This is a genomic window from Falsiporphyromonas endometrii (genome assembly GCF_042654485.1).
Taxonomy (GTDB): domain Bacteria; phylum Bacteroidota; class Bacteroidia; order Bacteroidales; family Porphyromonadaceae; genus Porphyromonas; species Porphyromonas endometrii.
This window is the reverse complement of record NZ_JBHSGO010000180.1, coordinates 1-15617: the sequence shown is the minus strand read 5'-3', so window position 1 is coordinate 15617 and position 15617 is coordinate 1. Positions and strand designations below refer to the sequence as shown.

8 protein-coding genes and 2 pseudogenes are annotated in these 15617 nt (G+C 36.9%); 8 read left to right on the top strand and 2 right to left on the bottom strand.

Annotated elements, in window-relative coordinates:
• Nucleotides 1-98 (top strand): annotated as a pseudogene (locus ACFO3G_RS06140) (transposase); the annotation flags it as partial.
• A gap of 52 nt (nucleotides 99-150) precedes the next feature.
• Here the strand turns inward: ACFO3G_RS06140 and ACFO3G_RS06135 are convergent.
• Nucleotides 151-471, bottom strand: coding sequence for a nitrous oxide-stimulated promoter family protein (locus ACFO3G_RS06135; RefSeq protein WP_380078991.1), 321 nt, complete (start codon nucleotides 469-471; stop codon nucleotides 151-153).
• Nucleotides 472-613: 142 nt separating this feature from the next.
• Here ACFO3G_RS06135 and ACFO3G_RS06130 point away from each other — a divergent pair, with 142 nt between their 5' ends.
• The 7 genes from ACFO3G_RS06130 (at nucleotide 614) to ACFO3G_RS06100 (ending at nucleotide 15221) form a co-directional block, all read left to right on the top strand.
• The gene (locus tag ACFO3G_RS06130; protein ID WP_380078989.1) at nucleotides 614-883 is read left to right on the top strand and encodes a hypothetical protein; all 270 of its coding nucleotides are present in this window, start codon (nucleotides 614-616) and stop codon (nucleotides 881-883) included.
• A gap of 696 nt (nucleotides 884-1579) precedes the next feature.
• The gene (locus ACFO3G_RS06125; protein ID WP_380078987.1) at nucleotides 1580-7399 is read left to right on the top strand and encodes a DUF4011 domain-containing protein; all 5820 of its coding nucleotides are present in this window, start codon (nucleotides 1580-1582) and stop codon (nucleotides 7397-7399) included.
• A 430-nt stretch (nucleotides 7400-7829) separates the two neighbouring features.
• On the top strand, nucleotides 7830-9053 hold the full coding sequence (locus ACFO3G_RS06120; protein WP_380078985.1) for an S-adenosylmethionine:tRNA ribosyltransferase-isomerase: 1224 nt from the start codon (nucleotides 7830-7832) through the stop codon (nucleotides 9051-9053).
• Nucleotides 9054-9454: 401 nt separating this feature from the next.
• Nucleotides 9455-10597 carry a glycosyltransferase family 4 protein gene (locus tag ACFO3G_RS06115; RefSeq protein WP_380078983.1) on the top strand — a complete coding sequence of 381 codons (1143 nt, stop codon included), beginning with the start codon at nucleotides 9455-9457 and terminating at the stop codon, nucleotides 10595-10597.
• Nucleotides 10590-11399: a polysaccharide biosynthesis/export family protein gene (locus ACFO3G_RS06110; protein WP_380078981.1), complete on the top strand. Its 810-nt coding sequence runs from the start codon at nucleotides 10590-10592 to the stop codon at nucleotides 11397-11399. Before ACFO3G_RS06115 ends, ACFO3G_RS06110 begins: the two co-directional genes overlap by 8 nt.
• A gap of 14 nt (nucleotides 11400-11413) precedes the next feature.
• Entirely contained in the window at nucleotides 11414-13837 is a 2424-nt protein-coding gene (locus tag ACFO3G_RS06105; RefSeq protein ID WP_380078979.1) for a GumC family protein, read from the top strand.
• Nucleotides 13838-14009: 172 nt separating this feature from the next.
• Nucleotides 14010-15221: a uracil-xanthine permease family protein gene (locus ACFO3G_RS06100; RefSeq protein WP_380078977.1), complete on the top strand. Its 1212-nt coding sequence runs from the start codon at nucleotides 14010-14012 to the stop codon at nucleotides 15219-15221.
• A 298-nt stretch (nucleotides 15222-15519) separates the two neighbouring features.
• On the opposite strand, the pseudogene ACFO3G_RS06095 reads toward ACFO3G_RS06100, so the two are convergent.
• Nucleotides 15520-15617: pseudogene (locus tag ACFO3G_RS06095) on the bottom strand (transposase); the annotation flags it as partial.

The following is a 15617-nucleotide window of genomic DNA, read 5'->3' as shown; positions in this document are numbered from 1 at the left end:
TTGAACGATTTATTTGCGTGTTTGGGATTAGCCCAGACCCGCAAGTTATTGACAAACTTTTCAAAGAACTCATTTTATTTACTGCCAGAGCCGCTTAGGCTTGGATATTTTTTAACGAACTATTGCAGATATCAAAACTCAGACCTCTTTTTATTTCCTATGAACCCGCACAAAAAGGCTTTGATACAAATGCTTGAATGCAGCAAAAGGTGCAAATAAAATCATCCTTGGACCTGACCAACGCATTACCTCGCTAATACGACGGCGCATTTCAGGTTTGTAACAATGAACCGGGCAATCTTTACACGCCGGCTTACCTGCTCCGAACTTGCACTTATCAAGTCTTTTAGTAGCATAGTCTATGAGTTCAAGATAATCATCAGGAATATTCTTAGCCTTAAGATGATGTCGACAATAAATCTTTACCATCAAAGCAATCGTTTTTTTATCTTGATCAATACCTGTTTTCATGAAACAAATATATCACAAAATGGTATGCAAACATTCCTTCTCCTTATGATATGCTCCTCTGTTTTAGTATTTACATAGAGAGGTTGGCATTGCCATAGTGATTCCTTTTTAGTATCTTAGTCACTGAACAACAATAATAACAATGATGATAAGCATATTATTTATCCTTCTTCCGACAATCATTTTGCTTGGCAGATTATCCTTCCAAGCCGGTGCGATATGGCTTATCACTGAGGAACAAATCGAAGGTGAGTTAAGCTTCAAATTCAATCTCAAGAATCATCTTTTTCGATGGGCTGAGAAGTTCGTCATTGGATGGTTTTGTTTGTTAAATATCGTTACCTCCAATCATATTCAAAAAGCTGCTCAAACAACACTGATTCAGCTCCAAAATCACAAATTTGAGGGTTAGGGTTACCTGACCTTCCTATCGACTTTTCCCGTTTTATTAGTACGAAACGGGCTTTTTTATGTGCTATTTTAACAAATAAGCTCGCGCAAGAAGCAATCTATTCTCGCGCGACTTTGGATCCGTTCTCGCGCGACCTTGCCATGCGAAGTCGCGCTACTTCAAGCGCAACCTCGCGCGAGTTTACTTTCAATGTCGCGCGAGAATGGATTGTAAGTCGCGCGACCTTCCAAAAAAGGCGGCCTGAAAGCTGTTTTTAAGCAGCCTAAAGACAAAATAAAAAAGCGTTATATATAAATTAACACATAGCAACACCAATAAATCTGTATCTAATGCTTTTTTGTTAGAAAAACAGCCTTATTTAGGTGAAAAACGGCCTGGTAAATAGCATAAAATCACGCTTAATAAATTAATACTTTTTATCTAATAAGGCCTAGATTTAAGTTATAAAAACTGTAAGTAAATAGGCATTATTTCAAATGACAGCAATAATAGAAGAAATAAATAAAGAAATCATTATCTTCGTACTCGTCCATTAATTGAGATTTGATTGTAACAAGCAACAGCCTTTGATCGGTCTATCAATTATGCCCAACAAACTTGATATTTACGACTGAATATTTTCCCATATCGTTAAATATATAGGATTAGATTAACAGTGAATTTGATATTCACATCTTAACAACAAAGTAAATGACTATGGAAGCAAATTGTTATGAAATAAATGGTTCTCAAAAAGGGAAGATATATTTTGATTTTTTACCCTGCATCAATTACTCCATGCAGCACAACCATTTAGAAGCACTTATCGAATGCAAAATAATCAACGAAAGTGATTCTACATGGCAAGATATTGATTTTGAGATAAGTGGTAAAATGTTTATCACATCTAATACCCATATAGATATGGTTCCTCAAGGGGAAGAGGTACAGGTGGAGGGACTTTCAATAAAAGCCAATCCATCCTCACTCATAGAACTCACAGAAGGTATAGACGAATATTTTGAATTAAAGATTTTAAGGGATTCACAAATAATATTTAAAAAGAATTTCGAGATAAATCTTATGGCTTACGATCAGTGGTCAGGGCTAAGCATTCGTCCTGAACTTCTGGCCTCCTTTGTTACTCCCAACCACCCTCTACTTACTGAAATAAGCAATTCTGCATCCAAGTTTTTAGAAAAATGGACCGAATCGGGATCTTTGGATGAATACCAGTCACAAGACCCAAATAGAGTTCGGCTACAGATAGCAGCCATATATGAGGCACTTAGAAGTAAATCTCTCATCTATGCCACACCACCGGCAAGTTTTGAAAAGTTTGGACAAAGGATACGTACCGTGGACAAAGTCCTATCAGAAAAACTTGGTACTTGTATCGACCTTTCTGTCTTATTTGCCTCCTGCCTTGAACATATTGGGATCAATCCTATTCTTATTCTTACCCAAGGGCATTGTTTTGTGGGTGCATGGCTCGTTAACGATAGTTTTTACAAACCGGTCAGCGATGACGGAAGTTTCTTGTTAAAAGGGGCATCCGATGGTATCAATGAAATTGTAGTATTAGAGACCACACTCATTACCAGCTCCTCGGCTAAAAGCTTCGATGAAGCAGTCAGCATGGGATTAAAAAATTTGCACAACGAAGATCAATTCAACTATTTCATTGATATTTTTAGTGCACGGATAAACGGCATTAGACCTCTCCCCTTAAGAATCTATAACGATGGGTGGCTTCTTCAGAATGAAGGTCTATCACATGAAAATGCCACTAAAAAAGTCAAACAATATGACAGGTATGATTTATCCAACTACGACAAATCGGATACAGAGGTTACACGCATGACTATTTGGGAACGCAAACTTCTTGATTTTACATTGAGAAACAATCTTCTTAACATGAAGTTTGGAAAAAAGATTATCCCACTTGTCTCATTCTCCATAAATAAAATGGAAGATTATATGCAGGATGGAAAATCTTTCAAGATTTATCCCTTTCCTATATTGGAAGCTGCACAAAAAGATACCAATGGAGCCTATTCATCACGAGATTACGAGCAACTTGAAGAACATGTCATACAAGGTTTTGACAAAAAGATTTTATACTCTTTCAAGGGAGACAATGATCTAAAAAATGCACTAAAGTACATTTATAGAACATCAAGGACTTCGATGGAAGAAAATGGGGCCAACAACCTATTTCTGGTACTTGGTGTGCTCAAATGGTTTGAGTCCGAAAAGAGCCAACAACCACGATTAGCTCCAATTCTTCTTTTACCAATAGAGATTGTCAGAGCATCAGGAGCATCCGGTTACATTGTGCGTACAAGAGATGAAGAAATTGTACTTAATACAACTCTTGTCGAACTATTAAAACAACAACACGAAGTCAATCTCAGCTCATTGGAAGAACTACCAAGAGACGAATATGGCGTAGATGTCAAAATGATCCTATCTGTCGTTCGCAACAAGATTCTCACCAAAAAAGGATGGGATGTCTTGGACGAATCGATGATTGGCATTTTTTCTTTCAACAAATTCGTCATGTGGAATGATATTCACACCAATGCCGACAAGATTTTACAAAATGACATTATCGCAAGTTTGGTAGAGGGAAAGTTAAAATTACCTTCCAACCTCGATGAAACAGATGCAAGGAAAATTGACAAAGAACATAGGCCGGAAGATTATATCCTCCCGGTCGATGTGGACTCTTCACAATTGGAGGCGGTAATTGACTCCGGATTAGGAAAAAGCTTCATTCTCTATGGACCTCCCGGAACGGGCAAATCGCAAACTATTACCAATATGATTGCCAATGCCCTTTATCAAGGGAAAAGAGTCTTGTTTGTTGCTGAGAAAATGGCTGCTTTATCTGTCGTTCAGTCCCGATTAGAAAAAATTGGCCTTGCCCCTTTTTGTCTGGAACTACATTCAAACAAAGCCAACAAATCTCATTTTCTCAAACAAATGGATGAAGCCATCAATATTAGTCATCCTAAATCACCTGAAGAATATAAATTGATTTCAGATGAATTGTTCGAAAAGAGAAAAGCCTTGATCGACTATGTGGAGGCCCTTCACACCAAACACGAGTTTGGTCTATCGCTTTATGACTGTATAACGGCTTATCTGTCATATCCGGAAGATGAGATTGAAATAGACTTAGATCAAATAGCAGAAATATCACAAATAAAGATTGCCGAATACGAAGAATCCATCAAACGCCTGGATACAATCTTCAGGATATCAGGAAATCCATCCAAAAGCCCCATCAAATTTATGGACATAAAGGATGGATCGACCAAGGCGGAGCAATTGCTCTTTTCATACATCAAAGAATGCCTCAATCTTCTTAGCACATGGACAAAAGATAAGAATACCTTCTCAAACTACTGGGGATTTGAGGTTATTGAAAACGAAAAGGGGATCAATTGGCTTAATCAACTATTAAACCTCCTTAGCGATCTTCCATATTTTTCTGAAAAACTATGTTGCCTTCCCCTCGACGGTAAAATGCTTCAAGACATAACCAATGCCATTGAGGCCGGAAATCAAAATGAGATCAAGACCAAGGAATTGGTATCAACATATAGCGAAAAGATTATTGACTTAGATATTGATCAACTGGAAACAGAATGGAATGAAATAAATTCAAAATGGTTCTTACCAAAGTTATTTGCCAAGAAAGCATTCTTCAAAAAAATGTCTAAATACAAAGAAGGCTTTGACGAAAACGACCTTCATGATTTAGTAACAAAGTCACGAGATTGTCTCAAATACAGGGAGATATACAAATCTCAATACGATACCGTATCCGACCTATTCGGTTCTCTTGCGTACTATGAAAAAGAAGAATGGTCTACAATGAAAGAAGTAATCGACAAACTTCCTTTAATATTAGATTTAACAGTGCAAATGGGCGAGTTATATAACTTGACCAACCAAGAAGCCGCAAAAACAATAGGACAAGCTATCAAAGGGAATTGGAACTCGTTTACAAAGCAACACTTAGACACATTCGTGCAGCTGGCAAACAAAGGGAAAAAGATATTGGACTCACTCAAGCAAATGACTACAATAGCCACATTCAATATTGAAGATACAGATTGGTCTAATTCACTTCCCAAGTGTTTAGAAAGTATTCTCAAGAACCAGGATAATTTTGTAAACTGGTATGCTTGGTGCAAGCAAAAACATCTCCTCGAAGAAAATGGCTTGTCCGATGTCGTCGAATACATCTTGGAACATGACATTAGTGGAGAAAAAGCTTCGATGGCCTTCTCCAAAGGATTGTATCATAAGTTGGCTCTTAAAATAATCAATACCACGGAGGGGTTAAGATTCTTCAATGGACTTTTGTTTGAAGAGACCATTCAAAAATACAGGCAACTGGCCAAAGACTTTCAAGAAATCAGTAAGCAAGAGTTGTTTTGCAAACTTGCAGCCAATGTTCCTTCAATTACCATGGCAGCACATGATTCGTCGGAAGTGGGCATTCTAAAACGAAATATCAGAAACCGAGGAAGAGGAATGTCCATACGAAAAATTATCGACAAAGTACCCAATCTCCTACCCAAACTGTGTCCATGCATGCTGATGAGTCCTATATCAGTGGCACAGTATATAGACTTGGACAATGAAAAATTTGATTTAGTAATATTTGACGAAGCCTCTCAAATACCAACGAGTCAATCAGTCGGAGCCATAGCAAGAGGAAAATCGCTTGTAGTAGTTGGAGACCCCAAGCAGATGCCACCTACAAGCTTTTTCTCAGCCTCTCAAGTTGATGAAGAAGAAGCTCACATGGACGATTTGGAGAGCATTTTGGATGACTGTATTGCCCTTTCTATGCCTTCTAAATATCTGAGCTGGCACTACAGGAGCAAACACGAAAGCTTGATAGCTTTTAGCAATACGCAGTACTATGATGGAAGGCTTATTACATTCCCATCTGTAGATGATCAAGTAACAAAAGTAACGCTTCGCAAAATTGATGGCGTGTACGACAAAGGTAAGACCAGGTCGAACAAAGCAGAAGCTGAAGCCATAGTGGAAGAGGTCAAGAGAAGGCTTTCGGATCCGACTTTATCAAAATACTCTATAGGGGTAGTATCTTTCAGCAAAGTACAGCAAAATCTAATCGAAGACATACTATGTGATGAACTGGCAAAAGATGCTAACCTTGAGAAATTAGCCTACGAATGTGAAGAGCCAATTTTTGTCAAAAACCTCGAGAATGTACAGGGCGATGAGCGTGATGTGATCTTATTCTCTATTGGCTATGGACCTGACAAATATGGCAAAGTATCTATGAACTTCGGACCATTAAACAATGAAGGCGGTGAAAGACGATTGAATGTAGCCGTGTCAAGGTCTCGATACGAAATGGTTGTCTTCTCAACGCTCAGATCCGAGCAGATCGATCTTAAGAAGACAAATGCCTTAGGTGTAGAAGGTCTTAAAAAATTCCTTGAGTTTGCCGAAAAAGGATCTGTACCAATACCTTCTAACATTGTCAAAAAATCTACCCTCAGCGGTATATCTCAAGAGATAGCAAAAGCATTGGAGAGCCAAGGGTATAAAGTCAATATTAACATTGGTCTTTCTAAGTTTAAGATAGACATAGCAGTCATCAATCCGGATGATCCGACAAAATACATTTTGGGAATATTGTGTGATGGCAACAATTACTTCGAAACAAAAACGGTTAGAGATAGAGAAGTTGTACAACCAAGCGTTCTAAAAATGCTGCAGTGGAACTTAATGCATATCTGGTCATTAGACTGGTTTATGAGACGTGATGAGGTCTTAAATTCTATAACAAAGAGAATAGACGACATCAAGAACAACAGATTACCTCAACAGGATAATATCATAAAATCAAACATACCAAAGCTAAACACTTCGTCAATCAAAAAAGAGGAGATTGCCACAAATGAAGAAGAAGAGTTGGTCAGCCCTCTATGCAAAAAATATGTCTTTGCCGATTCAGATAACAGATATTACTGCGAAGATATAGATCTATTGTATGACTATTATCATGAAGAACTAAAAAAAGATCTTCTCAATATTATAACACTTGAGCAACCCATAACAAATGGATTACTCTACAAAAGAGTTGTTAAGAATTGGGGTATGTCAAGGGTCTCAAATAGACTTCAAGAACTTGTAGATAACCTATTAGTTGAGTTAGAAATTCATAAAACTTCCAATGGCAAGAATGGATTTGTCTGTTGGAAAGACAAAATAAGTTCAGAAGAATATGAAGAGTATCGTATTGATTCGGAAAGAGATATACAAGAAATCCCTTACACTGAAATTGCTAATGCAATGAAAGATGTCCTAAGACAACAGATAGCAATGGATAAAGAAGACCTTAAAAGAGTGACAGCACAACAATTGGGATTTGCAAGAAAAGGGAACAATATTGATCAAGCAACAGAATTTGCATTATCAAAATTGATTGAAAAAGGTTTTTCCACATTGCAAGAGGATAAGGTTAGTATAAGTAATTAGAGTGTCAAACCGATGAAGAGTTAATTGAAATAAAACAATAGCAGGAAGTTTATTTAATGAAAAATGAATCTTATGACTCTCTTATTTGTCTCCTCATAGAGATCTCATTTGACTGTTTTTAAGGTGGATAAATATAGAGATAGCGATTGCTTGCCTCAATCTAAGCTATAAGCAAGGTGAATAATTACAATCAAAGATGTCAGAAATTAAAGCAAATTGCTTCACAGTTTAAATAAACAGTGCTTATATTTGCAGAATTGAAGCCTGTCTTGAATATAGTTGGATAGTAAAACGAAATAGATATGGAATATAGTTTCCACCTTGTTTCAAGTGTTATTCAACTGATGTAATACAAGCTCAAAAACAAATTCAAAATAGGTTCAAACAGAGTTAGCATCTCAGTAAAATGCAATCACTCAAAGGATGTAATATGAATACGAAAGATATAAATATCGAATCATATAGTTATGATCTGCCGGACCAAAGGATAGCAAAATATCCACTCGAAGAGCGAGACCATTCACAGCTACTCGTTTATAAGCAAGGAAAGATTGAAGATCATCATTTTTATGATCTGCCCGATCTTTTACCAAGAAATTGTATGCTTTTTAGAAACAACAGCAAAGTAATACGAGCACGCTTGATATTTTACAAGGAGGGTGGAGCACGAATAGAAGTATTTTGCTTAGAACCTCAAAACCCATCCGGATATGACACCAACCTAAGTTCTACTTCAGAATGCAGTTGGTACTGTATGATTGGCAATTCAAAAAAGTGGAAACAACAGACCCTTGAGAGGAAATTACCCTTACAAAATGGTTCTGAAGTGACTCTCACAGCCAAAAGAGAATCAGATGCAGGAGCATTAGGTACAATTGTAAAATTCAGTTGGGACCACCAAGAGATTACATTTGGAGAGATTCTCGAATTGTGTGGGATTCTTCCCATACCTCCTTACTTAAACAGAGAGACAGAAGAGAGAGACCTTCAGACCTACCAAACTGTATATGCACAGGAACAAGGATCTGTAGCAGCTCCTACTGCCGGTCTTCATTTTACTGAAAGGGTTTTTGATTCTATAAAAAAACAAGATATTCCGGTCTTTGACTTGACTCTTCATGTTGGGGCCGGTACTTTTAAGCCGGTAAAAGCAGACCATATAGGTGATCACAAAATGCATCGAGAGCTGGTGATAGCCACAAAAGATGATGTCACGAATTTGGCTCATAACAAAAGAAGTGTTACGGCTGTGGGAACAACATCTGTAAGATCACTCGAAAGCTTATACTTCTTAGCATTACATGTCATGGACAATCCGGACATAAATCCGGATGACCTTAAGGTTGAACAATGGGAAGCCTATATAGAGAAAGAGTATTTTCCTTCAAGGATGGAGGCTTTTGAAGCTCTGCTTTCATATATGGACCGAAATAATCTGGAAGAGATTCTCTTTCCTACCGAAATATTGATTGCCCCGGGATATACATACCGAGTAGTGGAGGCGATGGTGACAAACTTCCATCAACCTCAATCGACTCTTATACTCCTCGTTGCAGCCTTTATCGGAGATAATTGGAGAAAGGTCTATGATCATGCACTCAAAGCTGATTATCGATTTCTCTCCTATGGTGACAGTTCGCTTCTAATTCCATAATAGAGTCACGTCCATGAAATAAAAAATATTGATATAAATTTGTAACGAATTGAAACAGATTAAAACCTAATATCAATTCAAAACTTATACATCTTAGGCACCAATAGATTAAAAACGATTTCTATTTATCAGCACTTCGCTACTAATAAAAATCAGTTTTAAGACATTGAGAATTCTTTGACGAGAGATAACAATTTGGAAATACAAGATAATTGGAATACTGATAAAAGGTAGGATAACAGTTTTCCATCAATATGCGCTAATCATTAGAAGTATGATTAACGATAAGCAATAAGCTATTACAATCCTACCCATAATAATTAGAATTAAAATAACAATAGAAACACAATATAATGACTCAACACTCGTTTAGTAATAAAAGCGTTGATTATTTTTTATAAATGTTTGAAACTAATTACCTTAATACAAGCTCATTAAGCGTGCTATGGCCATGCTTGTTTTGGCCATTCTTCTTGGCTATGATATTCGTCTCCATATTTACTCCGGGGATAGTCAAATTGGCTAAGAGGGCCGGGTTATTGGACCCATGCAACGATAGAAAGGTGCATTCCACTCCAATTCCACGATTGGGAGGTGTAGTGTTCATTATATCTGCGGTACTTAGTTTCCTAATGACTTCTGCTTCCGATATCTTCAGTGACGAATTTGTATACCAAATACAAAGCAATATACTTGAGTTATTTGCACTCTACTCAGCTACAGCCATTATGTTCTTTATTGGATTTAAGGATGATCTTGTTGGGGCGAAGTATAGTCATAAGTTTGTTGCTCAATTTATATCTGCCGGCATTTTAGTTTACATGGGTCTCAGGATCAATTCATTGCAAGGAATCGTAGGAATATATGAGCTATCACCTCTATTTAGCATTCCATTGAGTCTTATAATAATTGTCCTTATAATAAACTCCATCAACCTTATTGATGGCATAGACGGATTGGCTGCATCGATATGTATTATTGCATTGATATCATACACCTACATATTTTTGAAAAGTGGGAATATAGTATATGCCTCCATATGTTTGTGTATATGCGGTAGTGTCATACCCTATATTTATTTTAACATCACGGGCGGAAAAGATAAGAAGAACAAGCTTTTTATGGGGGATAGCGGATCGCTAAGCCTTGGTATATTAATGGCTTTTATGAGCTTGAAGATACTTAATCTACCAATTTCCAATAACATAGCAACCAATGAAAACACGATCATTCTTGCATTCACTCCGCTTATTGTACCATGTTTTGATTTGGTAAGAGTGTTCGGATATAGAATATCTAAACACAAATCACCTTTTACACCAGACAAGAATCATATTCATCACAAACTCTTAAAGGTTGGTCTTAATCAACATCAAGCCCTTATATGCATTATTCTTTTTACAATCTTATGCATGTGTATAAATATTTCTCTATCGAGTTTGATAGATATCAACTTTTTAGTACTTTTGGACGTCATTTTATGGATGATTCCAAATTTAATGCTAACGAGGTTTATAAACAAGATTGTTAAAGAGGATGGTTAAAAACAAAATAACAACCACAGTAAAGCTGATATTATTTATTGCAGTTATTTCACTAGCAACTTCATGTGCTTCTAAAAAAGACATAATTTATTTTCAAGATCTTAAGTCAGGGATGACTGAGCGAACTATATCTCCTAATTCCATCAAGGTTCAATCGGGAGATAAATTGTCGATAGTGGTAAATAGCAAAGATCCGCAGCTATCAAACTTATTCAACTTGCCTGTAACCAGTCAATTGGTGGGAGTAAGAGGTTCTTCATCTCAACAAATGTCGTGTTATACAATTGACCAGCAGGGAAATATTGACTTTCCAATCATTGGTTTAATCCATGTGGCAGGAATGAGTCGTACTGAGATAGCACAAAAAATTAAACAACTGATTATCTCCAACAACTTCATAAAAGACCCAACAGTAACTGTCGAATTTGCAAACCTGTATGTAGCAGTCTTGGGAGAAGTAAATCAGCCCGGGCGATATGCCGTGGACAGAGACAACTTGACTCTCCTTGATGCGATTAGTATGGCCGGGGACCTTACAATCTATGGGAATAGAAACAAGGTGACCATAATTCGGGAGAAAGACAATAAGCAAACAACATATATGGTCGATTTACGTTCGGCTAACGATTTATTTAGCTCACCTGCATACTATCTTCAACAGGGAGATGTAATCTATATCGAACCAAATACCGTAAGAGCGCGACAATCTACAGTCAATGGCAACAATGTCTTATCAACATCTTTTTGGATGTCTGTGGCATCACTTGCAACAACAATAGCTTTATTCTTTGTTAGAAGATAATTTAATATTTATTTATGATGGACGAACAGAAAAGTGAAGACCTGCTTAGTATACAGGACTTACTTAGCATTTGTATTTCAAAGTGGTATTGGATTGCAGTTTCAATCGTTACAGCCTTAGTTGTAGCCACTTTATACATTTTGACGACTCCACCTACTTACACCAGATCGGCTTCTCTTCTAATTAAAAACGATCAGAAAGGTAATAGCGGTGCCGGAGATTTATCATCAGCTTTTTCAGATATGGGGATTTTCAAATCGAACAGCAATGTCAACAACGAATTGCTGTCAATACAATCACCAAGTCTGATGTTAGAAGTCGTCAAAAGGCTACATTTGGAGACAGCTTACTATGAAAATAATTTGATGTACGACAAAACATTGTATGGTACAAATCTCCCTATCTATGTCAAATACAATAATATGCCCGATGATGCTTCGGCATCTTTCGATATCATTCTCGATGGCAATAGATGCACACTGACAAATTTTGTATATGATGATAACAAAAGATCTATACGTAACACTGATGATATTATTTGTAATCTGGACCAAGAGACCAATACACCAATAGGCAAATTATCTGTGTGTAAAAGCATCTTCTATAACAAGAAACTTGACAACGAAACTATCATTGTTAAAAAAAGCCCGACAATTGCTGTTACAAGTTTGTATAATAAGGCATTATCTGTTTCCCTTCTAAACAAAGATGCCACAGTCCTTTCGTTATCCATCAAAGACAACTCTGTACAGAGAGCTGATGACATCTTGAATACTTTAGTTTCTGTATATAATGAAAATTGGATTAAAGACAAGAATCAACTGGCAATAGCCACTTCAAATTTCATCAACGAACGACTCAGCTTAATAGAGAAGGAACTTGGAGATGTTGACAAAGATATTTCAAGTTTCAAGAGCGAACATCTACTACCTGATGTACAAGAGGCATCGAAGATGTACATGACAACAGCCAATGATGTCAACAACCAATTAGTTCAACTCAAAACACAACAGTACATTTCAAAGTATATCAAAAACTATTTGGTAAGCGATATAAACAACAATAAACTACTTCCTCAAATATCAGGTGTAAACAACCAATCTATAGAAAATCAGATTACTGACTACAATACAAAAGTGCTCGAATACAACAATCTCATGTCCAACTCCAGTCCGAGCAACCCTCTTGTAATAGATCTCAACAAGGCAATCATAGCTATGAGAGGGGCAATCATATCAAGTATTGACAATCAATTGATTAATATCAATCAGCAAATTAAGGCTCTTGAGGGATCCGAAAATGAGATGAAGTCTAAGATAGCAGCCAATCCCTCACAGGCCAAATATCTTCTTTCTGTAGAGAGACAGCAAAAAGTAAAGGAGGCCCTATACATATACCTTCTACAAAAAAGAGAAGAAAATGAGCTCACTCAAGCTTTTACGGCATATAACACAAGGGTCATAACCCCGCCTATGGGACTTGAGATCCCGACAGCTCCGCGTAAGGCTATTATTTTCCTTGCAGCACTTATCATTGGGCTGATTGTTCCGGTTGCTCTGATATACATCCACGAAATAACGAACAACAAACTTAGAGGAAAGGCAGATGTTGAATCAATGAAAATGCCTTTCGTTGGCGAAATTCCTTTTGTAGGTAAGAAAAAGAAAACTTTAATTAGAAGGAATTTGATCATAAATGAAGAGAAAAAACGATTACTTGTTGTAAAACAGGGATCTCGCAACATGATCAACGAGGCATTCAGAATTGTAAGGACCAATATTGAGTTTATGATAGGTGGTTCAAAAAGTACCAACAATGTTTTAATGACAACATCCATTAATCCATCAAGTGGTAAGACATTCATTACAATGAATACTGCAGCCAGTTTTGCAATCAAAGGATCAAAAGTTATTCTTATTGACCTTGACTTAAGAAAGCCGGCTTTGTCAGACACGTTCAATAATGTTGGTTATGGTATAGCAGACTATCTAAGCGATAAAATTACCAACTATCAAGAAGTCATTCAACCACACGAATATATCGACAATCTTGATTTGATTCGTGTCGGCACAATCCCGCCAAATCCAACAGAATTGCTATACAAGGATAAGTTGAAGAATATGATTGATGAACTAAGGTCCCAATACGATTATATTTTCCTCGACTGTCCTCCAATTGAAATTGTAGCTGATGCATCAATCATCAATAAACATGTAGACATGACCTTATTTATTGCTCGAGCAGGTCTATTTGACAAGAGGCTTCTTCCTATGATTGATGAATTTTATACCGATAGAAAGTACAAAAATATGGCTCTGATATTAAATGGTACTGACATCATCGGCAGCAAATACGGATATAACAAGTATGGATATATGCAATATGGATATGGCCATAAAGCATATGGATATAATGTTGAAGAAGAAGACGAAGAATAACAAAATAGATAGTTTTTAATAACCTATATCTAATGGGAGATATGTGTAAGGCATATCTCCTTTTTTATTGTACACTACCAACGATAAAGTGTGAAACAAAAGAAATGCTAAATAAATACAAATCCACCCATTATAAAATGTTACCTTTGGCGGTGATAAACACAAATTCAATATGGAAGAAGTAAAACTCTCTGGTTTTAGAAAAGGAGTTGTAGGAGTACAGTTTTTATTTGTAGCCTTTGGTGCGACTGTACTTGTACCACTTTTAGTTGGACTGGATCCCTCAACAGCATTATTCACAGCAGGGATTGGGACCTTACTGTTTCACCTCGTAACAAAAGGTAAGGTGCCTATTTTTTTAGGAAGTAGCTTTGCATTTATAGCTCCTATCATCAAAGCAACCGAAATTTACGGACTGGCAGGTACCTTATCGGGGTTGGTTGGAGTTGCTTTGGTATACTTTATCATGAGTACTCTTGTCAAGATACAAGGGATAAAACTTATCAATAAACTTTTCCCATCCGTGGTGGTTGGTCCAATAATTATTTTAATTGGTATATCACTTTCAAGCAGTGCTGTAAATATGGCCCAAGACAATTGGCTTCTGGCTATTATTGCATTATCTACAGCTATCGTTGTTAGCATGTTTGGGAAAGGACTTTTGAGACTCATTCCAATTTTTATGGGCATCCTGGTGGGCGCAATAGTAGCACTACTCATGGGTAAAATGGATCTTTCTGAAGTTGCCAACGCCCCTTGGATAGGACTTCCTAAACTAATCAAGCCATCATTCAACTTGGATGCAATCTTATACATGATTCCTGTAGCTATTGCTCCGGTAATAGAACATATTGGTGACGTATATGTTGTAAATACAGTGGCAAACAAAGACTTCGTCAAAGACCCGGGTTTACATCGAACACTCTTGGGGGATGGGTTAGCCTGTATGTTTTCCGGTTTAGTGGGAGGTCCCCCGGTAACCACATATAGCGAAGTAACCGGTGCAATGTCAATCACAAAGGTTACAAACCCCGGAGTAATACGTATAGCTGCCATAACGGCGATTTTATTCTCATTAGTTGGCAAAGTAAGTGCCTTACTCAAATGCATTCCTCAGTCTGTATTAGGAGGTATCATGCTACTTCTCTTTGGTACAATAGCTACCGCAGGAGTGACAAACATGCTTCAGAACAAGGTTGATCTTACCAACATGAGAAATATCGTTATCTTCTCGCTTACTATGACCATTGGTATTGGTGGCGCCACATTCAGCTGGGGTTCTTTCGCTCTATCCGGTATTGGCCTGGCAGCTGTGGTAGGTGTTTTTCTCAATCTAATCCTACCCAAAAATCTTGAAGAGAAGAAAATGAAAGATTTGAAATAAGGTATAACTGACAATTCACACACATATTATCAAATAAAGTAGGAAGAAAACAGAGATAAATTTTCTTCCTACTTGTTGTTTCAATGCTTTTATTATTCATGAAATTATATTTCTATTAGATAAAATATATCAATTTATTAAGCGTGATTTTATGATACTTACCAGGCCATTTTTTACTTAAATAAGGCTGTTTTTCTAACAAAAAAGCATTAGATACAGATTTATTGGTGTTGCCATGTGTTAATTTATATATAACGCTTTTTTTATTTTGCAATAGTTCGTTAAAAAATATCCAAGCCTAAGCGGCTCTGGCAGTAAATAAAATGAGTTCTTTGAAAAGTTTGTCAATAACTTGCGGGTCTGGGCTAATCCCAAACACGCAAATAAATCGTTCAA

Coding starts and splice junctions, on each gene's coding strand:
- ACFO3G_RS06135 (WP_380078991.1), bottom strand. CDS start 471: ATGAAAACAGGTATTGATCAAGATAAAAAAACGATTGCTTTGATGGTA.
- ACFO3G_RS06130 (WP_380078989.1), top strand. CDS start 614: ATGATGATAAGCATATTATTTATCCTTCTTCCGACAATCATTTTGCTT.
- ACFO3G_RS06125 (WP_380078987.1), top strand. CDS start 1,580: ATGGAAGCAAATTGTTATGAAATAAATGGTTCTCAAAAAGGGAAGATA.
- ACFO3G_RS06120 (WP_380078985.1), top strand. CDS start 7,830: ATGAATACGAAAGATATAAATATCGAATCATATAGTTATGATCTGCCG.
- ACFO3G_RS06115 (WP_380078983.1), top strand. CDS start 9,455: ATGTTTGAAACTAATTACCTTAATACAAGCTCATTAAGCGTGCTATGG.
- ACFO3G_RS06110 (WP_380078981.1), top strand. CDS start 10,590: ATGGTTAAAAACAAAATAACAACCACAGTAAAGCTGATATTATTTATT.
- ACFO3G_RS06105 (WP_380078979.1), top strand. CDS start 11,414: ATGATGGACGAACAGAAAAGTGAAGACCTGCTTAGTATACAGGACTTA.
- ACFO3G_RS06100 (WP_380078977.1), top strand. CDS start 14,010: ATGGAAGAAGTAAAACTCTCTGGTTTTAGAAAAGGAGTTGTAGGAGTA.